The sequence below is a fragment of the Paracoccus alkanivorans genome, from assembly GCF_003697785.1.
Taxonomy (GTDB): domain Bacteria; phylum Pseudomonadota; class Alphaproteobacteria; order Rhodobacterales; family Rhodobacteraceae; genus Paracoccus; species Paracoccus alkanivorans.
The window spans coordinates 123484-146747 of record NZ_QOKZ01000006.1 but is presented as its reverse complement, the minus strand read 5'-3'; the positions used below and the strand labels follow the sequence as shown (position 1 = coordinate 146747).

Genomic DNA, 23264 nt, shown 5'->3' with positions numbered 1-23264 from the left:
TCGGCTGCACATAGGTTCGTCAGGATCGCCAAAACAAAGGAAGTTGATGAGACACGAAGCGCGCCACCACCAACACCGTTCCATCACGACACCGTTGCGCCCGTGATCCTGCTGGAAACAGTGGCCGCCGTGGTGTTCAGGCAGATCAATCGTTCCAGCGCCGCCGACACCACCACGTCGTTCCCTTGCTGTGCAACCGCGACAGGTTGAATGGCAGACCAGTCGGACAGATCGATGGTATCGGAGGCAGTCAGGTCGTTGATGGTGGACACCTGCCCCTTGCGATGCACCACGAAGGTATTGCTACCGCCGCCGCCGATCACCGTGTCGGCGCCGCCGTCCAGATGGATGATATCGTTCCCGGCACCGCCATGAAGGGTATCGTTCCCGGCTCCACCATAGATCGTGTCAGCCCCGTCACGGCCCTGAATGTCATCGTCGCCGGTTCCGCCATATAGTTCGTCACCAGTGCCACCGCCGATGATGGTGTCGTTACCGGCCCCGCCATAGACAATCTTCTTGCTGCCACCGGTCACTTGGAGCAGGTCATTCCCATCCATGCCGTAGACGGTCATCTGACCGTCAGCGCCAGAGGTTAGGGTGTCGTCACCGGCCCCGAAATACGCCTCACCCGTCCACGATCCCCCCATCTGTATTTCGTTATCTTCGTCGTTCGCGACGATAGAGAAATTGGAGATGGGCGTAGTCGCGCCGTAGCGACGAAAGCTGCGCGTATGAGCAGGCATCCTCATCACTTCACCGGGGGTCATCGCATGTCGATACATCAGGTTGTAATGAGGGTTCCTGCCCAATTCATGCAGATCGCCCAATGCCGCGAAGGATGTAGAGACTGGGACCTCTGTCGGCTCGGTCCCGAGCAGGCTCTGGAACAGCGAAGGCCGGGAGGTGTCAATCGCGTTCTCGACCAGCAGATAGCCCCAGTCATAGGCGGTTTCGATGGCGAGATCGCGCTTGGCGTTGAAGTCGGGATCGCTGTCCGCGATATTGTCAAATCCCCAAGGATCATTGGCAATATCATACATCTCATACGATCCATCGTTGTAGATCGTGGTTCGCTTCATGTCGCTGTCGATCATGGAGAACGAACCATACCAGAAGGTCGGAACCGGATCATGCGTTGCACCCGGCTGCCCTTCGATGAAGGGACGCAGGCTCACGCCCCGGAAGCCGGAATCGACCTGAATCCCGGCATAATCCAGAATGGTTGCCCCGAGATCGATATGGCTGACAGGCGTGTTCACGACCTGCGGCGTCTGACCGGGGACACTGATGACCAGTGGCGCACGGGCTGCCTGTTCGTAAAGCGTGAACTTGTGCCAGCGGGACCGGCTGCCGGTGTGATAGCCGTGGTCGGAATAGAACGTAATCATCGTGTCATTGGCGAAGGGACTGGCGGCAAGAGCATCTCGCACCCGGCCAAGGTTGTAGTCCATGAACATGTATCCGGCTGCATAGTTGCGGATCGCCTGGCGCAGTTCCAGCTTTTGCGCTTCCGTCCACTGCGTCGGATCGAGACCATTGCCGGGGCCACCGCCGAACTGACGAACGAACTGATCAGCATAGGCTGAGCCTTCCCAAGTCTGCATCCAGACATCATCGATATGGACGTTTTCGAGTGGGATGGCGTCGAAACACCATTGCGGCGCTTCATGGGGATCGTGGGGGCGGTAGAAGCCGACTTCGCAATAGAACGGTTTGCTGCCGCTATAGGTGTTCAGGAAATTGATCACCCGATCTGCCAACCGGTAATCATACAGCATGTTCTGAACTTCATCTGGCCAAGACCGGGGCGTTCCGACGGCATTGCTGTAACCGGGCATCACCGTGGAAAGCGATTCATCCGGCGCATATTGGGCCTGATGGAAGTCATAGGGAACATCGTCATAGAGAATGTCATAGACCCATTGCGGTTGCGGGCCGGGGCGTGGGCCTCCGCCGTGGAAGATTTTTCCCTGCGTGACCATGTAATAGCCAGCTTCTTTCAGGCGATACGGCCAGATTTGCTCGGGACGGATGTAGGTTTTCCAGCCCCCCTGGAAGTCGAATGACTTGGTGGCGGCAGGGGAAAGTCCAGTCATCACGGCGGCGCGGGCCGGTTCACAGATCGGCACCGCGCAATAAGCCCGCTCGAAATTTGTCCCGGAAGCCATGAGGGCTTCCAGGTTCGGCAGCGTGAAACCGGAGATCAGTTGCTTCAACTGCCCGTTGATGTGGCAGGCGTCGTCGCAGGCGATGAACAGGATATTCATGGCTTACGCGCCTCCGAACAGATCGTTCTCGACATAGGACTGGATCGCGGCTGCCAGATCGCTCTGCTGCGAAATGTCTCCCTCGATGACCATGAAGTCGAGAACCGGCCCGTTCATGCGTTCGGCAGTATTCGCGCCGCCAATTAGAAAGGCCAGATTGTTGTCGATGGTTTGACCCACCATATCTCCGATGACGCCTGTGCTGGTGAAGTTCTGCCCATCAAAGGAAATCAGCACCTCGGCAGCGTTCATGTTGGCGAACTTGAACACGTAATAGGCGGCGAAGCCGACGCCTGCGGCCATCTTCGGAGTGCTGCTACTGTAACCAACATTCGTCACCGTTGAAGTGGAAACGCTGATACCAGCATTCGCTCCGGCACCCGCCATGACAGGGCGGATGCGAGGGGTGCCACCTGTGCTGCCATTGAAGAAGATGCCCCAAGGCTCGACGGACGTTGTATCGAGGCGCTGCGCCGACACAACCGAGAATGTATTGGACGTTTCCGTGGTGCTGAAGTCGATCATCGGTTGACCGGATACATCGGGCCAGATCGGATATTCGAAGCCGTTGATTGCCTCGAAGGTCAAAGCGCCTTGGCCAATTCCGGCAGCCGCACCTTTGCGCGGGACGATGTTGAGGCCCTGATGACGCCCCTTGTGGAGAGTCAGCCAGTTTTTGACGCTATCGAACCGCCCGATATTGTAATCTGCATGGGGGATGTTGGCAGGAGCCGGAACGGTAACAGGAAGGGTGATGAGTGCCATGATCAATGATCCTTAAGCTGCGAGGATGGCGACACGGTTGGAAAGAGCGTAGCGATAGAGGGTGCCGCCGTGCCGCGACTCCATGCTCCAACTGTCGGTGATGCTGCCCCGGTTCGCGGCAAAGCCGTCGCCCGGATCGCCGGTCTGCCCGTAGGCGTAGTTCAGGAACAGCCCGCTGCCGCCATCGACAGGCGCTATATCGAGGGTGATGGTGGCGTAGACACCGGACACCGAAACATCGGTGATCACGGCACCTGCCGAGTCTCCGTCGATGGTGAAGCCGTGGTTCAGGGCATCGCGGATAACGATAGTGTCATCCATCGACGCAAATTGCGCAGTGATGACATTGCCGGTGATCGTCGCGTTTTCCAGCGACGGGCAGAACCATCCGGTCCCGTGTCCACCCAGCTTCGCCAGAGCCGCCATATTCTGCAATTCAGCGATTTGCAGCGCCGCCGTCTCGGTATGCAAAGCAGGAGAACCGGCTACCAACGGGAAGGGGTAGCGCGGTGTTGCGCAGACAATCCCGAGAGACCAGTGGTTCCAGTGAAGCCGCCCTTCGGCCAGGGCAACGTTACTCACTCCATTGTCGCGGGTGCCGAATGACTGCGTAACGACCGTGATGGGCAGCGCGGCCTGTTTCGCTGCTGTTGCCAGTTCCAGTGCCATGTCCTGCGACACGCCCGCATAGTGCAGATCGGCAGCCGCCTGCGAGATATTCGGCTGGCCTTCCAGCAGCGACAGGTGGATGCGGTCGATGTAGAGGCGTTTCCCGAAGGCTTCTGCGGAAGCCTGTGCCGCCGTCACCTTGCCCAGAATGCTCTGCCGCGCCGGGGAACCGGACAAGGCATCCGCTTCAACCGTGGATGACACAGGTTCGGAAAGCGCGAAGATGGTGTAGAGCGTGTCGTTTTCCCCATCTTCACCGGTCAGGAACTCGTTCGCTGCCCGTTGCGCCTCAAGGTTGTCACCAGCTGCGGATAGATCGGTATCAAGCACATGCCACGGATAGCCATTCGCGGGCGTCTGCACATAGGTCGTTCCCCCGCCGAAGGCGACGATGCCAAGCGCGGGATCCGGCGTCTGCGCGATCGCGAGTGGCAACTGGCCGATCATCCGCTCCTCGAAGCCGATCAGACGCCCTGGCCATTTCGCGCCATCCATGTAGCGGATCACGGCGTCCGACTGGATCGCCATATAGGGCTGAACGCCGGTCACGGGATCTACAAACTTGACGGTCGAACCGCCGTTACCGGCGCCATCTTCGGAAGCCCCGGCAATCCAGAGCGCGTTTGTCCCGGCGTCCCATCCGATAATGGGGCTTCCATTCAGATCATCTACCAGGACGATCAGGTTATTCCCTGGGTCAATGGGCGAGTCGAGCTGGTATCCAAGCGCCCAAACCCGGTTGTTGCCTGTTTCCACGGCAAGAATTGGCACTCCGTTTTCACTTTCCACGAAAGTGCTCAGGTTGTTGCCGGGGTCCTGGATGTATTGCTGGCCCCTCATGTCCAGCCCGAACAGCGACCAGAGGCGACCCTTGTCATTCGTGACGCCCGACGTCGGCACCCCCGCCGAGTCCTCGGAGATAGCCACTATTTGGTTTCCGGGGTCGAGATTGAGCGATGCAATGCCAGACAGAACTTCCTGCAGTTCATCAATTTGTCCCTGCAATTCATCAAAATTTATGTCGAGCATCCAAGCCCGGTTGTTCTCTAGATCCACGCCGAAAATGGGGACATGGTTCTCGCTCTCCACGACAACCTGGATGCTATTGCCAGGGTCAGCAAAGAACGGTCCGGCGCTCATATCCAACCCGAGCGGGGACCATAAGCGGCCGGTATTCGCCCGAACCCCCGTTGTCGGCTTCCCTTCCGGGTCCGACGAAACCGGAATGACAACGTTGCCTGGGTCATTGAAGGTGGTCAGGTCTGAAATCTGTTCCTGCAAAGCCCCGATGGCTTCCGTGCGCGCCTGCGTTTCGGCATTGAGTGCTGCTTGCCATGCGGCCTCGCTGTCGGCGATTAGATCGAGAACGTCCTTGCTTGACCAGCAACGCTCCCACCAGCGGGAGCGGGGTGGGGGAGGGCGACGGGTTGTGTTCCGTCGGGCTGGACAGGCGCGGCCGTGGGCGGCTCCTGCGGGGGAACTGGCGGCATCGGTGCCGGTGCAGATGCGCCGGGCATGCCCATGCCTTGAGCCTCGCTGGTAGCGATGCGCAGGAATCCATCGACCATGGCGGCAACAGCCGGCGCGCCGCCCAATTTGAGCGCGGCTTCGACGGCTTGGTGGATCTGGTCCACGTTGTCGCTGCGCAACCCGAGCCAGTTCCGGGCGGCCTCGGCCTGCGTCTTGGCTGCCTTGGCTTCCTTCTCGCCGATCTCGGCCTCCATCGCGCGCTGCTCCATGGCAGACTGGGCCGCCTTGGCTTCCTGCTGTGCGATGGATTCGGGCGACGGGTTGTTGGGATCCTCGTCGGGATCGGCAACGCCGGTAATCTGGCGGATGCGCTTCACGATTTCGTCGCGCTTAGGCACGTCGAGGGCCTCGATCACCAGATCCAAGTTCTGGATGACGATTTCCGGCGCGGTCGAGGCCAGCTTTTCCATGAGATCAAGAAGCTGCTCGGCCTGCGCCTGCCTGCTGGTGGCGCGCCAATCCTCTTCTTCGATGACGAAATCCGCCTTCATCATGTCGATGGCATTGCGCGGATTGCCGTCGTTCGCGGTGACATATTCCGGGTTCCCGCGTGCGTTGGTGATCCGGAACTCCATCTCGTCGGTATAGAACTGCTCGATGTTGATTAGCATCTTTTCGCCATGACAGCGCATGGCGTAGCGCAGGTTGTCGAAGAAATGGGATGTGGCCAGGGCGCCCTGATCCTGACGGGCGAGAATTGCCTTGCCGCTGGTGGCGTTGGTCCTGCGGCCAAGGTTTTCATCCGTGACGCCGCCAACCTGCTGGATCATCTGCGCGTCAAGCTGCATGAGATCGACATGGGCATTGGCCAGATTGTGATCCTGACCAATCTGGGGCATGTCGTAGCCCTTCTTGTAGACGATCACGGCATCCGGGCGGCCCGCTTCCTCACGCAGTTCCTCAATGTCATCAACGGCACCAGACTGGACCATGACCTGGGTGCTGGACAGGTGATGCAGTGCCTTGGCTGCACGCTTGTTCAGGTCGCGCTGAATGTCACGCAGGCCACGGATGATGCCATATGGCATTCCGTCCCGGCCCCGGCGGTATCCCCACAAGGGGGTGAAAGGGAAACGATTGTGGCGGTAGGGTGACTGGCGCACGTCCAGCAAGCCCTTTTCGGTCATGAGTGCGACGTGAACAACTTCTCGGGGCCTCTCGACCAGGGTGGCTCGACCGGCCTGCAGGTCAGCCCAATGACCCTTGCTCCACGGATCGAACAATTCCCTGCTGAAATCGCCACCTGACATGACTGGAACATTCAGAGGCTTCTTGAACCACATCTCAATGCAGCGAATGCGGTCGCGCCAATACTGCCCGCCGGAAGTCATGGGCGCGACGAAATTGCTGTCATCCTCGATCATGTCCATGGCCTCGTCGCCGTAGTCGGACAGTCCTGATGCCAAGAGGCGGGTTTCAGTGCTGATCTTGAGAACGCCGGCCCGGTGCGGCCAAAGCGCGGTGGCAATGTCGAGGTCTAGCCATTTGGTCCGGCAGATATACCGGCCGTCTTGCAGATCGCGGCGCTGCGCGCGGCTGTCCCACAGCATATTGCGCCAAGACTCGGCACGGTCGAAAACAATCGGACCGTCAGCGGGATCGCCTTCGCCTGTTTCCAGCCATCCAATTCCCGCCTTGACCTGATCGGCGAATGCGAGCGAAACCTGTTCTTCCGAATGGTTTTCGTCGCGGACATGTTTGACCAACTCCGTCTTGCGCTGCGCGGAGTCGTTCCCATCCTTCCGGCGTGGCAGGATCTTGTAGTCGGTTGGGGCGCGGCGCTGTGAACCGAGAACCCAATTCACCGTGGTCTGCACGATGTTGAACACGATGGGTTCCTGACCGCGGGCGCGGAGGGCTTCGAGTTCCTCGGGCTTCCACTGGATATGGTCGAATATGTCCTCGTCAAAGGCCATATCCATGCGGTTCTCGGCCTGACGCTCCAGTTCATACTGGTAGGTGGCAAGCAAGCGACGGTGCAATTCCATCGCCTGGTCGCTGTCGAGGGGGTGGAGTTGTGCGGCCTGCGATGCCGTGGTGCTGTTCGCCAACCGGGCTTTTGCTCCGTCAGCCTTGAACAAGACCTCGCCGGGCCGCTGGTAGCTGGTATCTTTGTCGGACAGGATGTGTCCGCTGCTGAAATCAATCTCGAACATGCCCTCGGACCTCGGCGTGATGGATGGTTTTCCCGGAGTCCCTCTCGATGATCTCGACTTCACCCACGGCAGGGGCGACACGGTGGCGGATTGCGGCCTTCACGGGCAGAGGAGGCATCTTGAACAGGTCGTGGAGGCGCGACTGAACTGCGTCCATGACGGCGAACACGTCGCGCTTGTTGGCGGGGTGTCCCGGCAGTGCGCCGGACGTCAGCCACTTTGCGATCTGGCGGGCGACATGCTCCGGCTCTCCTTTCTCGCGCGTCCATCGCCACGCCTGATCCAGCGCGACGATGCAGGGGATTGTCCTGCCCGGCCGCACGGGGCGCAGAGCGTGCAGGAGGACCAGACAGGGCTGCGCCTGCTTGGTTTCCTCGTCCATCAGCCATGTGCCAATGACGCGGATGCCGTTCGATACATGCTCGAAATGTGTCTCCGACAGATCCAGTGCTGGCGTTCGGTCGAGGGTGATAAGGCCGGAGGTCATGCTGTCATCCCTGTTGCGCGGCGAACCTTGCGCCGACGTGGTTTCGAATTGGGCTGTGTGCGGTGAATTTCGGCCTGCGGATCGAAGCCTTGCGCCCACTGTCGTAGCGCGTCGGGAGCTTCGGAATGTCCGTCGTCCTTCTCGGGCTGATCGATGAAGGTGCCTAGCCGGGTGTTGAACTTCTTGCTGTAGAGCGCGAGGTGGGTCAGACCTTCCTTGCAGTTTTCTTCGTCAAACCATGCCTCGGGGAAGCGATCGCGCAGAGTTTCCACGGCTGCTTGGAAGTCGTGAGCGCGGGGAACGATGGTCCATCGCCAATCCGGAGCCAATTCCTGCAGCATCTGGATCGGCTGACCAATGGTGGTGGCAAGCTGACGTGTCTGGGCAGCGTCATGCGGCAGGTGCATCGTACCGAAAACCCAACCGGTCTGGCGCAGGGCGTTGACGTAGTAGCTGTATCCCTCGCCCCATCCCTCGATGTATCGGATGAATCGCGATGCCAGGCCGATCTGCTGCATGCACCAGATGCCAGTGCCGTCGCCGGCGCCAATGTCCCAGAACGTGTGAACGGGCAGACCGGGCAGGTGCGGGACCATGGTGATCCGCCCATCGCGCCGGGCTTGGTCAAGCTGTCGGGTAAGCCACTTGCCCTCAGTATTGCGCATCCAGCACTCTTTCGGCGTGGATGGCATCTCGCGATACATCTTGAACACGTCGCCGGAAAAATCGGCTTCCAGCTTTTGGACATACCAAGCGCGCTGAGGCATCGACAGCGAGGTATCCATCTCGACCTCTATGCGGTCGAAATACTCATGCTGCGTGGGGCTGATGCGGATCAGGCGGGGATCTGCGACATAGCCAGGGTCTTTGAACCACGGGTAGAAATGGAAGCAGAACTCGCCATCTGGGATTGGCTGCTTCGACATGGCGAGGTTTTCGGCCCGCGTGGCGATCTTGTAAAACTCGCCCTCCGTCCCTTCTGCGGTGGATTCGATGGTTGCGATGCCGGTCTTGGGCACGGCAGGGAGTGAGCCGGTGACGATTTCGGTCGCTTTGGCCGGGAATTTCGCCGCGATCTTCCCCATTTCGCTGATATGGAGGAAGTTGATGGTTCCCGAGCGCACCGAAGTCGCCACGCGGATGCCGGAGTTGTTGTGCGCGAACAGCAATTCCTTCGCGCTTTCTCGATCGAGGGGCATCCTCTCGCGCAGGGCTTCGGGCAGATTGTCGTAGGCGAACTTGACCTTGTCGCGCAGGATCACAGCTGCGTCGTCTTGGTGGTGCGCAATGATGCCGCAGCGCTGGTTGGGCACGAATAGCGCGAGGTCCAGAGCGTAAATGCAAGCTAAGGTGGTGAAACCCAATTGGCGCGCCTTCAATATCAGGTTGCGCAGGCGCATTTCGTGCAAGAAGTCGATCTGGTTTTGGTTTGGGAGGAATGGCGCGACCTGTCCCTCCGTGTCGTCGTCGCCTTTGATGAGGATCTTGTAGAGAACACCGGAGGACAGACGCCAGTGCGGGTCTGATAGCGCGGCTCGCCATCCTGCTTCGGTATCCGGTGCCGGTAGCGGCTCGTCTCTGACGGTCAGCGCGATCATTCATCGACCTCGCTGGGTTCCTTCGAGGCATGGGCGTCGTCGGAGGCCCGTTTGACCGGCATTCTCGCGCCTTGGACCTCGGCAATCAGCTTTGCCAAAGCATCAGTGTGCTGCCGGTTGTCGGCCTCATACAGACCAAGGTGCTTCATCAGCTTGTCGATGGCAGCACCCTTGTCGTGCATCTTGATCTTGAATGCGCCCTTGTCGGTAAGCTGGACCTCGGCGATCGCGTCCGTGACTTCACGAGGCAATTCGTCGCGCGGGATAGCTCGGACCCATGGCTGAGGAATCTTGGCTGTGCTGCCATCAGGCTTCTGGACTTCGATTTCCGTGAAGCCCCAGTCCATCACGTCGGCGATGTTGCCGCGCATGATATTGACTGTCTGCTTGACGACCTCGCCGGGTTTGACGACGCGCTGTTCCAGCCGTTTCCGCCTGCGATCGATCTCGGCGACGATATGGGGTTTGGACATAAGCAGGGCGCCGGCCTGTTGCGGATGCTTGAAGCCAGCGACGTTGGCTGCCTTGGTCTGTTCGCCAAGTTCCATGTAGGCGGCGACGAACGCTTCCTGCATCTTGGTCAGCGGCTTGAGGGCCTTTCCGGACATCGCTTAATCGAGTTCCTATCAACGTCGCGTGCGCAAAGCCTGCATGATTCTCGAAAAAATCTCACAAATCGTGCGTTATGTTCAACGGCAATGCGCTTGAATATTGAAAGTTCGATTTTTGCTGCGCCTGCGGCGAACTTCGCCGCGCTTTTGCCTCGATCTGGAAAGGCGGACATGCGGACTTTGCAGACGTTCCCCTTCTCGATACCATCACTGCAGCAGCGAACTGGCTCTGGCGGACTTGATGGCTGATGAGAATATTGTTGTAAGAATGCTTGGAGCCATCGGTTCTGGAGTTGATTGGCTCCGGCGGGCAGAGCACCCAGCATCTCGGGCGATCGCCTGGAGTCAAATTCTGCTGCTTTCCGCCGGCGCGACTTATGTCATCCTAACGGGTTGGGAGGATATCGCTCCTCATGGAAAGATTGCTCAACTCGTAATAACGGGTCATCTAATTTATGTGATACATGGCAATCTACTTAGGGGCCGGAAAAGCCGTAGTATCTCGAAGAGATAGGTTCGCGTTGCGGGCAAATCTGACATTCTTGCCCGGTTGCGAGTAGAACTGAGATATTCAGACGCTGTCGCTGCGACAAATTTCAATGAAGGCGCGGAGCGGCGCGGGTGTAAAACGGCTTGGATAGTAAAGACGCGGGCCGCTCCGAGAGGGCCACATATTCGGCAGAACAGGAACGAGCGTCCCGTCGGCGAAGTCCTGCTCCAGCCAGTTACGGAAAGTTCCAATGATGCCGATCCCGGTCCTGGCGTAGCGAAGTCCCGTGTCGAGAGCGTTCACACTCAGGATCAGGCGGGTCGCAGGTTGGACGGTGATCGTCCGAGAATCATCGATGAGGCTCCACGGCAGCAGAGGACCATCCGGCAGTCGATAGCGGATCGCATCGTGCCGGGTGAGCTCTTCGACGCTCCGGGGCGTACCTCGTGCGTCCAGGTAAGCCGGCGACGCTGCAAGGGCAATCTGCTGGGTTCGGGGGCCGATTGGGATGCAAACCATGTCCTTTTCAAGGACGTCGTCATAGCGGATGCCGGCGTCGCAGCCCGCCTTGATGATATCGACGAGCCCGTTCTCGACCATGATCTCGACCTCCACGTCGGGATGACGAGCGTGGAACTTCGACAAAAGCGCTGGAAGAATGTCCGGCATCACCGCTCCGGGCACGTTGAGCTTGAGCCGGCCCTGCACGCGGCCCGCCGTGTTGGCGGTCTCGGCGCAGGCTTCCTCAAGTCCGGCGAACAGGGGGGCGATCCGGTCCGCCAGTGCCTGACCTGCGTCGGTCGTGGCCACACTGCGGGTGGTGCGACGCAGGAGCGGCACGCCGAGGCCAGCCTCGACCCGCGAGATCGTCGTGCTGACCTTCGAAGGAGCGATCCCGAGCCGTCTTGACGCGGCCCTGAATCCGCCCTCCCGAACCACCACGAGAAAGACCGCCAGATCGTCATTGGACATAGTGTTCTGCATAGAGAACAGGGTATTCGAAAATAGAGGCATTGTCGCAGATAAAAAGAACAATCAATCTTTCCCCACCAGCCCGCAATTGCTGACCACGTGGCTGACCCACCAAGGAGACGAGACATGCTCATCGTGACTGGCGCGACCGGCCAACTTGGCCGCAGGATCGTCGAACACCTTCTGCAACATGTGCCTGCCGAACGCATCGGCGTCAGCGTTCGCAACCCGGATATCGCGGGCGACCTCGCGCAGGCTGGCGTGCGGGTGCGCCAAGGCGATTACGATGATCCCGACAGCCTGCGTCATGCCTGGGAGGGCGCCGAGCGGGTGTTGCTGGTCTCCTCGAATGCGGCGGCAAGAGGAGGAGATCCGCTGAAGCAGCATAAGACGGCGATCGACGTAGCATGCGAGCTAAATGTGGGCCGCGTGCTCTATACCAGCCAGGTCTCCTGCGCGCCCGACTCGCACTTCCCGCCAGGGCGGCATCACGCGGCAACCGAGACGATGTTGGCGGAGTCGGGCCTGCCCTGGACATCCATGCGCCACGGCTTCTACGCGGCGAGTGCCATTGCGATGAACGCGAAGGGATTCGAGGTAGGGACACTCACCGGCCCCGAGGACGGAAAGGTGGCCTGGGCGACCCACGACGATCTTGCCGCCGCCGATGCCATCTTGCTGGCGCGAGGCGAGGCATTCGACGGCCCGACCCCCCCACTGACAGGCAGCGAAGCCCTCGATCTCGCCGACCTCGCGCGGCTGGCTACGGAAGTCACGGGCCGGGCGACTGCACGGGAGATTGTCGAGGAAGATGCCTTGGAACGCGGTGCACGGGAGAATGGTATGCCCGAGGGTGCCATCGCCGTCATGCTGGGCTACTTCCGCGCGGCCCGGGCGGGTGAGTTTGATCGGATCGATCCGACGCTTGCCCACCTGCTGGGACGTGCCCCGACGCGGATGCGAGAGTTTCTGGCGAGGGTGCAGAGATAACTGCTGCGCCAGCCTTAGCCGGCCAACCACCGCAATTTCGCGCGGCAAGTAAGGACTCCAACCAGTCATTGTGCTCGCCATGCGATCGGCGCGCAATCAGGAAGGCATCGAAGCGGACAATGCGACCGTTTAACGCCGCTGCCGTATTTGCAGCCGTAATAGATGGTCCAAGTGCTGCGGTCGGATCAGGGCAAAGAATATTAGCCAGTTAGCGCCGAGTGTCGCAAATGTAATCATCGCTCCGGCAAATGGACGAGGAACGTCGGCTCGGGTACCTTTTGCCGCCTCCGGATGTAGAAACAGAAAGAGCACAAATAGCATCACGGCAATCAGCCCGCCCATTAAAAGAAACAATTTTACTGTAACAAGTGTGACGGCAGGCTTTGTTCGCAATCGCCATATAATTTCTCGCACTAAGATAAATAAAAACACTAGAATAAGCGCCGCGTAGTTCAAGACACAGATCAATGCAAACTCAAGCCAGGACATTGCCCAATTGGCAAGTTCCTCAGAGACAGTGACAGGGAGGGTGGCAAGAACTTGTTGCTCGACTGGGAGTAAAAAAAGGCGCAGATGGAATAATCTCAGTCCGTAATTGGCGAGCGGGATTGCAGTCAAGAACCAGAAGATAAGTTGCTGGATCGGGGTCAATTTTCTGGTTCTATAAATTGTAGGCATACTGCTTCACATCACGTGCCTCATCCCCGAATTGAAAGCATATCAGCACGGCAAGGCCAATGGTCAATCGGGGCTTGAACGGGCTTCACTAAGAATTTCATGACCTCCGGCCTCCGTTCCATCGACCGGCGACGGGCATTGTCTCGGCATCAACTCCAAGCACTCGTTTCAGAACCATCTCGACCTGGAGTTCATCGAATCCCGCATTCAGGCAGACCTCACGGGCGTCCCTGCTTGCAAAATACCTTCGCACGTCGGCGATGATCATTTCAGGCGTCGGCCCCTTCAATTCGCCTTTCTTCTGTCGCCTGACAGCTGCCGCATATTCCTTGCGGTAATCCTCGATCACGGCGCCGAGGACAGCGCACCACATGCGGCGCTCACCAACCGCAGGCTCGGGGATATGATCGATAGGCCGGTGGTGCATCATGTCGTCCCTCCGTATTTCTGCGCGTCGGGGTCAATGAGGGTCAGGCCCATCTGCGCGTATTTCTTCTGCATTCCGTCCATGAACTGCCGCATTTCCGCGACCTTCATCTTTCTGGTCATGGGGATGAACTCGAACAGCTTGAGGCGCTGGCCATATGGCAGAGGCCCATAGAGCGGTTCCCATTCCTCGATCCATTCGGGCCGGTGCGACTCCATGATCGGAAGGCCGATTTCGAGTTTGTTTTCAGCTTTCGCCTCGGCGGCTGTTTGATCTTCCATCCAGCCCGCGACTTGCCCGAACCACATATGGATGGTCCGGTTCTGGCGCTGCGTTCGTGACAGGCCCTTGCTGAACCTGACCATGGTTTCAGGCGGCAAGGTCAGCGCGATTTCCCGCAGGTATTCGCGTTGCCTGTCGTCCACGATACGGATGGTCGGGAATTTCATCCATCAACCTCCGAGGCGCGCTTGATGATGCCCGGAAACTTCTGTTCCAGTTCGGCCATGAGGGCGGCATGTTGCTCGGACGTCATGGCTTCGCGCCGAGGTTCGGGTTCCTGCACTGCCATCCGGCGCTTGGCGTATTCGTCGCCGCGGCGCTTTTTCAGAACACCAAGAATGTCGCCCGGATTCGGCTTGCGGCGCGGGTTCTCTCTCCGCCACTCGCGCAAAGCCCATTTGACCTGCGGGGCAGGCCAGTCCTCAAGCTCATCCGCCCAATCGGCCATGACGCCAGCCTTGATGCAAGGATCAAGGTCGGTCTGCCAATAGCCTTGCAAAACAACCTCGACCTCAAAGCCAATCTGGCTCCGGTGCCTTTCGAGTTCTTCCGGCGACAGCGATCGCGAGTGTTGTGGCGTCGGCGTTGGAAAGCTTTCGATTTTGCTTGGAAGATTGCCCATGGTGTTCCTCCGGTGTGAGGCGCGGTTCTTCGCGGCGCGCGGCTTCGCGTCGCATGGCTCGGTTGAAATATTTGAAGCTGTTGGGAGGCTGGCTGTCGGGCTTCCTCGCCATGACCTCGGCGATGACGGTGACGATCGTGTCTTCGTCCAGCCCGAGTTCGGCTTTCCAGCGCTCAGCTAGTTCCATGTCATGCCGGGTGCCGAGGATAGCCCCGCCGTGCCCGGTCAGGCCCGTTCGAGAATCGACTCCGATGGCGATGAGAATCCGTTCCCGGAATGTCGGATCGGGAGGTGGTGGATCAGGATCGCGCGCACGCGCGTCATCATCATCACTATCTATATTCTGGTTCTGGTTCTGGTTAGTATTACTCGCGTAATACTCATGTAAATTCCCGCCTTTGATTTCATTATCTTTTTTGGACGTGTTAGACGGTCGTTGCTGTTCGACACTTTGCGGTTTGACCTTCGCGTTTTCGCACTCGTCACTTTGCTGTTTGGCTTTCTGCCATCGTGCGCTGACAGCCTTGCGGCCCCGTTCCGAGGCCGTCTCGATCGCACCTTTCGCAGACGCGATTTCGCGCTCGACGCGACGCTGCCATAGTCCTTCTGGTGTCTCGATCAGCTTCCTTTCTTCGAGCAGGACCGCGAGAATTTTCCTGAACGTCCCGGCCGGGCAATTACACATCCGCGCCAAGCGAGAATGATCGAAGGGCAGGGGGCCCTGACGCTCATACATCATGCAAACGAGCGTGATGTAGATGCCGGTTTCCGCCGGCGTCAGGCCACGAGTTCCTGCGAGCCAATCCGACGGATAGAGGGCGATATGAACGGCCTTCTCGCTCACATCACCTCCGCAACCACAATCACCCCGCCATCCCGTGACGGATCGCCGCGGCGCAGGGTATAAGTGAAACGGCTGTCATCCACGCCCAGGCAGGCCGACAGGCCGTCGATCGCGCCCTTCATTGCGGCAAGGGCGTTGTCGAGGTCGAAGCGCCGCTGTGATGGGGCGCAGAACGTCAGGGACAGGTGAACGCCACGGACATGTGGTCCGGGCTTCTGCCAGCCCTTCCCGATGGCGGTATAGAATGCCGCGTCCTTCTGGATCGAGCGGGACGCACGATTGTCCCGCCAGTTCGCCTTCCGGTTCGGCCAGCATGGCTGGGATGGCCAGTCGAGCTTGATTTGAGGGAGCGTGATCATCTCGTCTCCAATCGCGCCAAGGCCTTGTCGAACCTGCGGCGGATATTGGCTGTCTCGGTGGACTTCGTGGCCCGGCACGGGCATTCCGCCAGTGCCACGCGGAGGCCGTGGACTTCGGACATGGGGATGCGAATGACGGCAAAGCCGTCCTCGCGCTTCACACTGGCGGTCTTATCCATCAGCCCACCGCCATTCCTGCGGTTCGGCACCCGCGAACAGTCCGTGGCTGACTGGGATAAGTTGCGGTTTCAGCTTCCGATAGGTGGCACGGGTGACACGCCCCCCCCCCCAGACAAGTATTGAAACGGCTCTTCCGTATCCAGGTCACCGCGCGGCAGGACGTGAATGAGGGTTTCTCCAGATTTCAGGCGTTTGATCACTTCAGATTGACGGACAGGCATTTCCTACCTCCTGAAATTTTTCGACTTCGTTGCCCCAGACGGTCCAGCCACCGCGCGGCCGCCTGGCGAACATTTCCAGTTTCCGGGAGTCTGGAAGGCGTTCATCGATCACGTCCTGAACCCATTCGGGTTTGCGGCTGTGCCCGCGCTGCTCTCCGGGGATGATCGAGGTTGGAAACAATGCGGGAGAGGGGCACGGGAAGCGGCCCCGCGTGGCAAGGACACAAATCTCATGCTTGTTGCGGACCCAATATCCGGTCCCGATCCTCTGCTTGCACCAGATAAGCTGCGACTTTGCGCGGAATCCCCAAGCGCGCACGACCTGATCGGCCATATGTGCGAAAGGAACCGTCACCCACATCAGGAGCAGGGCGTTCTTGGCGGCGGAATCCTTAACCGGCAGGGCGCAGATTTCATCCAGCGACATACAATCGTAATGCCGCCGGGCATTGCGGCCCGGCTTTGCATCGGAATTGCTGGCGAACCGCCAAGGTGGATCGGCGAGGATCACGTCGAATGGTCCGATGGGGAGATTCATGCCGGCGCCTCCGCGCTTTTCAGCCCGGCGCTCGCCAGAAACTCACGGACAGCGCCGGTCAGGGCGTTTTTTGCGGCAAGTTCTGTTTTTGCCGTGCCGCGCGCGATCTGGCCCGGGCCGATCGGATAACGTCGCCAATCATAACCGCCCTGATGAACGGTGTAGATCACGCCGACTTCGACACAGCCGATCTTGGCGAGGATTCTACCGTTGGGCGGGTGCGGTTGTTCCCATATGAGGCGTGGGGTCATTCGGATTGCCTCCGTTCGAGCGCTAACCGGGAAGTCAGTTCCATGATGAGTGACAGCGCGATTTCTGTGCGGCCGTTTCTATCTGCGCGGAGATATTCTTCTGTCAGAACGCGCGACAGCTTGACCGGATCGCGGTATAAACACAGTGATCTATTCAGGACCTTGGAATTAAGCATGGCGAACCAAATCCCCTTTGACTGCCCGCACTGCCGTCAGCAAAACGTGGCGATGGACATTTCTGGTTTCTCCTCGGAAAGCCCGACGCGATTTTCGCTTATGATCAGGTGCGGCCTCTGCCATAAAGCATCGATCGTGTTTGCCGAATCCACGGTATCCACATCGTTCGACGTCATTCGCTCTACGTCGTGGCCGGATCTGGCGGGTTACATCAGTATCTTTGACAGCGCGCCGAAAAAACCGGCCCCCCGCCTCATTGAGGCGCTTCCCTCGTCGGTGGCGACAGCCTTCACAGAAGCCGAAGCGAACTTTTCCGATGGGCGCTTTGCCAGCGCGGCGATGGGATATCGGAGAGCCTTGGAGCGCGGCCTTAAATATGCCCATCCTGAAATCACAGGGAAATTGCACGCGAAAATAGAAAAACTGGAAAAAGAGCATGCTGTGCCGCAGGCATTGATCAAGCTCATGAACGGCGTTCGCTTTCTTGGAAATGACGGGGCACACGATGAAGATGATCCGCCAGAGGACGAGGTCACCGCCGGACGTGACTTCATCACGCTGCTGTTGACCTACCTCTTTGACCTCCCTGAACGGGTAAGAGCCGCCACCGAAAAAAGGATAGAACGCCGAAGCGGATGACCCTAACTGGTTCATATCGCGTCCTCCCGCTGCGCATCCGCAACCAGGTGCTGGCAATTCGCCTCTACAATGGCCTCGGCTAGCGGCGGGCACACGGAATTGCCACAGCAACTGACCTGCACGTCCTTTGGAAATGCCCGCCACGCAGGTTCCTCGGTATCCAGCCTTTCCCAGACACCCTCGATCACGTAGTCCTCGGGGAAGCCCTGTGCGCGGAATAACTCGCGCGGGGTCAGCATCCGCATGCCGATATCGACAATGACGTATTCGACGCCGGCGATTGTCAGGGTGACGAACTCGCCGCCATCCCAAGCATCATGTGCGCGCAGGAACTCGGCGACCTCGCGCGCCCGGGCGTAATGCTCGGGACCGAATGGCGGGGCTGCCAGTTCAGCCTCGCAATGCGAGAACCGGTCCTTGACCGTGACGGTATGACAGGGGGCATCCGTCCGCGCGCCGTCGCCGGTGCCGTAGTATTTGGCGAACCAAGGCGCGACGACCTGCGACTTGCCTTGTCCGCCGGCAGTGATTGTGCCCAGGGGCGTATCGATCGCATGCCCGGTGCTGGCGCCGAACTGCCGGGCGATGAATGCAGAGACCGGCATTTGATGGCTGCCGGTGGCCGCCACCGTGCTGATCGGTTCACGCGGATCATGACCGGCATGCGCGTTCATTCGCGGACCGCCATTGTGCTGCGCGAGAAATGCCGCGCATGGCGCGTGTTTCACGCCACCGGATACAACCGTCCCGAGGGGCTTCCCTATATCGAGCGCGCGCGGCGCTTGGCCCTTACGTTCGCCATAGCCAGTCTGGACCATGGTCGCAGCAATCATGCTGTTCTGGTCTTTCTTGCTGGCGCAGATCGTGTGATGCGGATCCTCGACCGATCGATTGCCGCCGCCCTGTTGGGCATAGGTCAGCACGGGCGCGACGAAAGTCAGGCCAGCGCCACCAGCAGTGATCGTATGCGTCGGCTCGTTGATACCCTGCCACGGCTTCTGGCTATTGCGCATGGTCGCAAGAAAGGGCGAGACAGCGGCATGTTGGATGCCGCCGACAGTCACTGTGCCGAGGGGATCGGTCAGCGGATATTCCCGGCGCCCGCCGCTGTCGCCATGCGCTATGCTGGCGAGGTATGGCGTGAGAACGCCCAAGGGCGCTGCGCCGCCGGGTTTCTTGATCCAGCTATTCGCCGTGATCGTTGCCAGCGGGTCGCGGATATCCTGGCCGGTCGCGCCGCTATTGAAGCGGGTGATACTCGGGGCGATGACGGCGCTATGATTGCCACCGGCCAGCACGGTCGGGTGCGGTTCGGTAACAGGGCTGTCACGTCTCGCCGAACCCTTCATGCTCATCAGGCTGGGCGCGACAACGGCTTTCTCCCCGCGATGCGCCCCCGTGATCGTGCGGAATGGTTCGGTCGCGTCCTCGCATCGGCCACCATGGGTCAGGTTCATCCGAGCCGTTCTGAAGCCCGGATACTGCGGTCAACCGAATCCTCCTCCCTGTCGGCTGCTGCAGTCTGCCCCTGGCGCTTCCACCTCCCTGCGCCGGGGGCAATGAACCCAAGGAGACATGATGACCAAGAAGGCCCTGACCACCCAAATCTTAGCGAGAAGAATCCATCAAGCATTGGAAGAAGTCTCGCATGACCTTGGCATGCACCCGACGGCAGCGGTGATCGCTGTTGCTGCGATCTGTGCGAATGACCTGCGCCACATGGATGCAGACGCGGCGCGCACCATACTTATGGGAATTGCCGAGAACACGGAGCCAGACCGTATCGAAGCGCATGCCTGCATGAGCAAGCTAATCGCTGGCTTCGAGAAGGTCGCATGTGGAGGGCACGCATGAAGCCCGCAGCCATTGCACTCATCGCAATCACCGCGTCATGCCAGCCCGCTATGGCCGGTATAGCCGACTTCCAGCACGAGATTTGCATGGAAGGTGCCGCCCTGGCACTGCACGGGGCCGAGGATGGCCTGATCGGAGCGTCCCTGCTTGATGGCGTGGATGAAGCCATTACGGCCGTGAACGCAGGAGGGAACGAGCAGGCCGAGCGCATGGCTGCCGCGTCTTACCTGTTCGGCTATGCTGACGGTCTGCTGCAGTATCAGTCCCCCGAAGAAACCGCCAATCAGTTCTATGCGGGCTGCATCGAAGGCGCGATCGCGGAGACGGCATGATGAGCGACGATACAATCGTTGCGGTCGAAGTCCGCATTATCAACGAAACCGATCGCGCCCTGCTGGTGACGTCGGACAAGGAGCGTGACGCTGAATGGGTGCCTTTGTCGCTCTGTGAGGTCGAGAACCGCGATCAGATCCGGAACACGTGCACACTGCATCTGCCGGAATGGAAGGCGATACAGGCGGGGCTTGTGTGATGCCGATCCGCTGCCCCACGCCACGCGATCAGCAGTATGACTTCTGGCAGCGCAGTGTGGCCGGTGAGCGTGTTCCGCGCACCGAGGACGATCCGCAGCCCGGCTTTTACAAAACTCGCATGGTCCGCAACGGCCCATTCGTGCCGGTCGAAATCTGGCTGGAACAGGAGATTGATCCTGAAACCGGCGAACTGACCGCCGATGAGCGCCTGCGCGCGATCTGTAACGGCAACGCACGAAAACGAAATGGCAAAGAAAACCGCCATTCGTGCGCTGGCGAAGTTTCTGCCTCTGTCCACAGAGTTCCGCGATGCGGTCGAAGTCGATGGCGGCCGGGCAAACTTCGCTGACTTCGCCATGAATCCGACCGAAGGTCTGGATGTGGAGCAGGCCGATTACATCGACGGCGAGTATTCTCCCGGCGAAGATGAAGGCCAGGGCGACGATGATCAGTCGCAGGACGAGGGGAATCCACCCGAGACCGAGAACAAGCCCGAGCCGAAACCTGTGAAGAAGGCCGAGCAAGCCCCGGATCACACGGACAAAACGCCGCAGGAAGAACGGCCGCAGCGCCAGACCAAGGTGAACAAGACCGAGGGCGAGGGACAGAAGTCCATGTTTGGCGGCTTTTCGGCCTCCGAAATGATCCAGAAGATTTCCGGCCTGATCCTGAACGACCTGCAGGACGGTGCGCCGCTTGATGAGACGCTGGAAATGTTCGAGGTCCAGCTTGCCGAGATCCAGAAGGCCGAGCCGGACGAATACGAAGCGATGATGGACGAGTTCAAGGCTTTCGTCGCCCAGAGGGACGGGGAGGGCGAGTGATGAAATCCCCCCGCCTCGACTGGCCCTATGACGGCAGCCCGCAGAAATCCGACCAGAAGCCGGAAAGCGGCACATGGCGCAGGTCCGACGGGTCCACCGTCAAAATGTCCGAGATGAACCCCTATCACCGGGCTGCCGCGATCAAGAAGGCCGAGAAGGCGGGGGATGACGCCCTGGCGGAAGCCCTGCGCGCATCCGGTCCGCTGCCCGACTGAAAGGAGTAACCATGCCCTACACTGACTCCAACACCGGTTGGAAAGGCCAATCCACAAGCGAAGAAGCCGCGATCCACGCGGCCACCAAAGCGCCTTTCCTACGTGATGCCATTATCAGGGTGATGAAAGCCGTTGCCCGGCCCATGACCGCCGATGAGGTAGCCAAGGCCATGCGGTTGTCCGTCCTGTCGATCCGGCCCCGGATCTCGGAATTGGCGAAGGCCGGAAAGCTGATCGACGCGGGCGAACGCGGGCGTAACGCCTCGGGTCGCAGCGCTGTGCGCTGGAAGATTGCGGAGGCGCAGCGATGACCGACAAGCACAAAGACGATCCCGATTGGCAGGGGCACAACAGCAAAGCCTATTCCGTGGCGGCCGCCGAACTGCGCCAGTTCATCGAACAGATCGAATCCGGTGAAGCCGAGAAGAAGGAGGCGGCGGATCGGATCAAGGAAATCTACGCGGAGGCGAAGGCCCGCGGCTACGACGCCAAGGCCATCCGAAAGCTGATCGCTGAGCGCAAGCGCGACAAGAACGATCTGGCCGAGGAACAGGCCATCCTCGACCTCTATCGCGAAGCATTGGGGATGTGACCATGAACACCCAGACCGAAATTCAGAAATCCACTACCGCGACCATTGTGACTGCCAATCTGCGCAGTGCCCTGGCTCTGGCCAAAACCTGCATGTCGAAGGGAGCCAATCGCGCGATCCCCGTGCTTGGCACAGTTCGCATTGCAATCAAGGGCGGCATGGGCATCATCACCGCGACCGATCTGGACCGGGAAATCGCCATCAACTTCGCGGCGGAAGGCGAGAATATTGATTTCCTGATCCAGCCGCGCTTCTTGGAACACGTCTTGAAGCATGGCGGCTCGACCGCCGAAATCAGCCGGGGCGAGTGGAAATATATCGGCCACCCGATGCCATCCATCGCTTTCAAGTCTGGCGAATTGACGGCGAAGTTCAACGAAATCATCCCGGTTGAAGATTTCCCGCACAGCATGTTCGACCAGCGTAATTTTGAACAGCCGCAGGAAATCGAGGCATCCGTTTTCCGCTACGGCCTCGACGCCTGCAATGCCACCATCTCGACCGAGGAAACCCGGTATTACCTCAACGGCATCTATCTCGAAGCCGTGGATGGCCATTTACGCATGGTCAGCACCGACGGCCACCGGATGACGCAGGCAGACCTGTCTGATATTCCGTGGGAACGTAAAGGCATGATCCTGCCGGCCTGCGCGGTGTCGCAGCTTCGGAAAGACCTGAAAGGGCTGGACATGATCAGGTTTGCGCTTAGCACCGACAAGCTGGCCATCAGGATCTCCAATCCGAAATGGTCGATGGTGACGAAGCTGATTGACGGCCAGTTCCCCGATTACCGGCGCGTGATCCCGCAGAACGTCGATGGAAGTTTCTCGGTCGCGCTGACTGGCGATGCCTTGGCGGCGTTCCCGGCATTCGGTGATCGGAGCACGCCGCTACACATCATCCCCGAAGAAGGCTGCATGTTCGTGCAGAGTCCTGAACTTGGGAAAATCTCCATGCCGATCTACGGCGCGGAAGGCCCAGCGCGCGGTATCAACATCAGGTATCTGAAATCGTTCTGCCCGCGCGGCGAGGCGATCCGGCTTATCGGCAACAAGGCCGAACACAACCCCATCCTTGTCATGGGCGCGGATGAGAACGTGTTGCGCCTCGTCATGCCGATGAGGATTTGACCAATGGCGCGCCGCACTTGGACAGCAAAGCGCAAGCTGGCCGTATTCGAGGCCCACGGTGGCATCTGCCATATCTGTGGCGGCAAGATACTCGTCGGGCAGTCATGGGATCTGGAACACGTGATCCCGTTGGCTATGGGAGGGGAAGACGACGAATCCAATGTCGCGCCCGCCCATTCCAAGTGCCACCGTATCAAGACCAGCAAGGACGCGGCGCAGATCGCCAAGGCGAACCGGGTCCGCGCCCGGCATTTCGGCGCGAAGCCCGATCGCCGCGCTGTGATCCCCGGCAGCAAGAAGTCCAAGTGGAAGCGCAAGCTTAACGGCCAGACCGTTCTGCGCGAGAGTGAGTGAGGTATC

29 protein-coding genes are annotated in these 23264 nt (G+C 59.7%); 12 read left to right on the top strand and 17 right to left on the bottom strand.

The window, feature by feature from the left end; genetic code table 11:
- Positions 1 to 83: 83 nt before the first annotated feature.
- From C9E81_RS15740 to C9E81_RS15705, 8 genes are all read right to left on the bottom strand, one after another.
- On the bottom strand, positions 84 to 2270 hold the full coding sequence (locus tag C9E81_RS15740; RefSeq protein WP_122113310.1) for a sulfatase-like hydrolase/transferase: 2187 nt from the start codon (positions 2268 to 2270) through the stop codon (positions 84 to 86).
- Between the two features lie 3 nt (positions 2271 to 2273).
- On the bottom strand, positions 2274 to 3035 hold the full coding sequence (locus C9E81_RS15735) for a hypothetical protein (RefSeq protein WP_122113309.1): 762 nt from the start codon (positions 3033 to 3035) through the stop codon (positions 2274 to 2276).
- Positions 3036 to 3047: 12 nt separating this feature from the next.
- Positions 3048 to 4985, bottom strand: a complete 1938-nt coding sequence (locus C9E81_RS15730; protein WP_122113308.1) for a hypothetical protein — start codon at positions 4983 to 4985, stop codon at positions 3048 to 3050.
- A 74-nt stretch (positions 4986 to 5059) separates the two neighbouring features.
- The gene (locus C9E81_RS15725; protein ID WP_122113307.1) at positions 5060 to 7390 is read right to left on the bottom strand and encodes a portal protein; all 2331 of its coding nucleotides are present in this window, start codon (positions 7388 to 7390) and stop codon (positions 5060 to 5062) included.
- On the bottom strand, positions 7377 to 7877 hold the full coding sequence (locus C9E81_RS15720; protein ID WP_122113306.1) for a hypothetical protein: 501 nt from the start codon (positions 7875 to 7877) through the stop codon (positions 7377 to 7379). Before C9E81_RS15720 ends, C9E81_RS15725 begins: the two co-directional genes overlap by 14 nt.
- Positions 7874 to 9475 carry a terminase large subunit gene (locus C9E81_RS15715; RefSeq protein ID WP_208021197.1) on the bottom strand — a complete coding sequence of 534 codons (1602 nt, stop codon included), beginning with the start codon at positions 9473 to 9475 and terminating at the stop codon, positions 7874 to 7876. Before C9E81_RS15715 ends, C9E81_RS15720 begins: the two co-directional genes overlap by 4 nt.
- Entirely contained in the window at positions 9472 to 10083 is a 612-nt protein-coding gene (locus C9E81_RS15710) for a terminase small subunit (RefSeq protein WP_122113305.1), read from the bottom strand. Before C9E81_RS15710 ends, C9E81_RS15715 begins: the two co-directional genes overlap by 4 nt.
- Before the next feature lie 574 nt (positions 10084 to 10657).
- Positions 10658 to 11548 carry a LysR family transcriptional regulator gene (locus C9E81_RS15705; RefSeq protein WP_243698686.1) on the bottom strand — a complete coding sequence of 297 codons (891 nt, stop codon included), beginning with the start codon at positions 11546 to 11548 and terminating at the stop codon, positions 10658 to 10660.
- A gap of 126 nt (positions 11549 to 11674) precedes the next feature.
- On the opposite strand from C9E81_RS15705, the gene C9E81_RS15700 reads away from it, so the two are divergent.
- Positions 11675 to 12538: an NAD(P)H-binding protein gene (locus tag C9E81_RS15700; protein ID WP_122113304.1), complete on the top strand. Its 864-nt coding sequence runs from the start codon at positions 11675 to 11677 to the stop codon at positions 12536 to 12538.
- A gap of 129 nt (positions 12539 to 12667) precedes the next feature.
- On the opposite strand, the gene C9E81_RS15695 is transcribed toward C9E81_RS15700, so the two are convergent.
- The 8 genes from C9E81_RS15695 to C9E81_RS22955 all read right to left on the bottom strand — a co-directional run bounded on the left by C9E81_RS15695 (position 12668) and on the right by C9E81_RS22955 (position 16940).
- A complete protein-coding gene (locus C9E81_RS15695) occupies positions 12668 to 13189 on the bottom strand; it encodes a hypothetical protein (RefSeq protein WP_147457611.1) in 522 nt (173 codons plus the stop codon).
- Positions 13190 to 13642: 453 nt separating this feature from the next.
- The gene (locus C9E81_RS15685) at positions 13643 to 14092 is read right to left on the bottom strand and encodes a NinB/YbcN family protein (protein ID WP_122113301.1); all 450 of its coding nucleotides are present in this window, start codon (positions 14090 to 14092) and stop codon (positions 13643 to 13645) included.
- A complete protein-coding gene (locus tag C9E81_RS22960; protein WP_166461944.1) occupies positions 14089 to 14373 on the bottom strand; it encodes a hypothetical protein in 285 nt (94 codons plus the stop codon). The genes C9E81_RS15685 and C9E81_RS22960 overlap by 4 nt, the downstream gene beginning before the upstream one ends.
- A gap of 64 nt (positions 14374 to 14437) precedes the next feature.
- On the bottom strand, positions 14438 to 15391 hold the full coding sequence (locus C9E81_RS15675) for a YdaU family protein (protein WP_122113299.1): 954 nt from the start codon (positions 15389 to 15391) through the stop codon (positions 14438 to 14440).
- A complete protein-coding gene (locus C9E81_RS15670) occupies positions 15388 to 15750 on the bottom strand; it encodes a hypothetical protein (protein ID WP_122113298.1) in 363 nt (120 codons plus the stop codon). Before C9E81_RS15670 ends, C9E81_RS15675 begins: the two co-directional genes overlap by 4 nt.
- The gene (locus tag C9E81_RS15665; protein ID WP_122113297.1) at positions 15747 to 15929 is read right to left on the bottom strand and encodes a hypothetical protein; all 183 of its coding nucleotides are present in this window, start codon (positions 15927 to 15929) and stop codon (positions 15747 to 15749) included. The genes C9E81_RS15670 and C9E81_RS15665 overlap by 4 nt, the downstream gene beginning before the upstream one ends.
- A gap of 202 nt (positions 15930 to 16131) precedes the next feature.
- A complete protein-coding gene (locus tag C9E81_RS15660) occupies positions 16132 to 16689 on the bottom strand; it encodes an MT-A70 family methyltransferase (protein WP_122113296.1) in 558 nt (185 codons plus the stop codon).
- Positions 16686 to 16940, bottom strand: coding sequence for a hypothetical protein (locus tag C9E81_RS22955; protein ID WP_166461943.1), 255 nt, complete (start codon positions 16938 to 16940; stop codon positions 16686 to 16688). Before C9E81_RS22955 ends, C9E81_RS15660 begins: the two co-directional genes overlap by 4 nt.
- 174 nt (positions 16941 to 17114) lie before the next feature.
- Between C9E81_RS22955 and C9E81_RS22950 the strand changes: the two genes are divergently transcribed.
- Positions 17115 to 17756 carry a DUF4145 domain-containing protein gene (locus C9E81_RS22950; protein WP_166461942.1) on the top strand — a complete coding sequence of 214 codons (642 nt, stop codon included), beginning with the start codon at positions 17115 to 17117 and terminating at the stop codon, positions 17754 to 17756.
- An 11-nt stretch (positions 17757 to 17767) separates the two neighbouring features.
- Here the strand turns inward: C9E81_RS22950 and C9E81_RS15650 are convergent, their stop codons facing one another.
- Positions 17768 to 19213 carry a DNA cytosine methyltransferase gene (locus C9E81_RS15650; RefSeq protein ID WP_122113295.1) on the bottom strand — a complete coding sequence of 482 codons (1446 nt, stop codon included), beginning with the start codon at positions 19211 to 19213 and terminating at the stop codon, positions 17768 to 17770.
- Between the two features lie 121 nt (positions 19214 to 19334).
- On the opposite strand from C9E81_RS15650, the gene C9E81_RS15645 reads away from it, so the two are divergent.
- Genes C9E81_RS15645 through C9E81_RS15605 form a run of 10 tightly spaced genes read left to right on the top strand, consistent with a single transcriptional unit; the run spans position 19335 to position 23258 of the window.
- Complete coding sequence (locus tag C9E81_RS15645) at positions 19335 to 19610, top strand: hypothetical protein (RefSeq protein WP_147457609.1); 276 nt, start codon at positions 19335 to 19337, stop codon at positions 19608 to 19610.
- On the top strand, positions 19607 to 19942 hold the full coding sequence (locus C9E81_RS15640) for a hypothetical protein (protein WP_122113293.1): 336 nt from the start codon (positions 19607 to 19609) through the stop codon (positions 19940 to 19942). Before C9E81_RS15645 ends, C9E81_RS15640 begins: the two co-directional genes overlap by 4 nt.
- Positions 19942 to 20142 carry a hypothetical protein gene (locus C9E81_RS15635; protein ID WP_122113292.1) on the top strand — a complete coding sequence of 67 codons (201 nt, stop codon included), beginning with the start codon at positions 19942 to 19944 and terminating at the stop codon, positions 20140 to 20142. Before C9E81_RS15640 ends, C9E81_RS15635 begins: the two co-directional genes overlap by 1 nt.
- Entirely contained in the window at positions 20142 to 20492 is a 351-nt protein-coding gene (locus C9E81_RS22945) for a hypothetical protein (protein ID WP_166461941.1), read from the top strand. Before C9E81_RS15635 ends, C9E81_RS22945 begins: the two co-directional genes overlap by 1 nt.
- A 7-nt stretch (positions 20493 to 20499) precedes the next feature.
- On the top strand, positions 20500 to 20967 hold the full coding sequence (locus C9E81_RS15630; RefSeq protein ID WP_166461940.1) for a hypothetical protein: 468 nt from the start codon (positions 20500 to 20502) through the stop codon (positions 20965 to 20967).
- Positions 20967 to 21182, top strand: a complete 216-nt coding sequence (locus tag C9E81_RS15625; RefSeq protein WP_122113290.1) for a hypothetical protein — start codon at positions 20967 to 20969, stop codon at positions 21180 to 21182. The genes C9E81_RS15630 and C9E81_RS15625 overlap by 1 nt, the downstream gene beginning before the upstream one ends.
- 11 nt (positions 21183 to 21193) lie before the next feature.
- The gene (locus C9E81_RS15620) at positions 21194 to 21493 is read left to right on the top strand and encodes a helix-turn-helix domain-containing protein (RefSeq protein ID WP_122113289.1); all 300 of its coding nucleotides are present in this window, start codon (positions 21194 to 21196) and stop codon (positions 21491 to 21493) included.
- Entirely contained in the window at positions 21490 to 21774 is a 285-nt protein-coding gene (locus tag C9E81_RS15615) for a DUF2312 domain-containing protein (RefSeq protein ID WP_122113288.1), read from the top strand. Before C9E81_RS15620 ends, C9E81_RS15615 begins: the two co-directional genes overlap by 4 nt.
- Before the next feature lie 2 nt (positions 21775 to 21776).
- Positions 21777 to 22904 (top strand): DNA polymerase III subunit beta family protein, encoded by a 1128-nt coding sequence (locus C9E81_RS15610; protein ID WP_122113287.1) that lies wholly within the window; start codon positions 21777 to 21779, stop codon positions 22902 to 22904.
- 3 nt (positions 22905 to 22907) lie between these two features.
- Complete coding sequence (locus C9E81_RS15605; protein ID WP_122113286.1) at positions 22908 to 23258, top strand: HNH endonuclease; 351 nt, start codon at positions 22908 to 22910, stop codon at positions 23256 to 23258.
- The last annotated feature ends 6 nt before the right edge of the window (positions 23259 to 23264 follow it).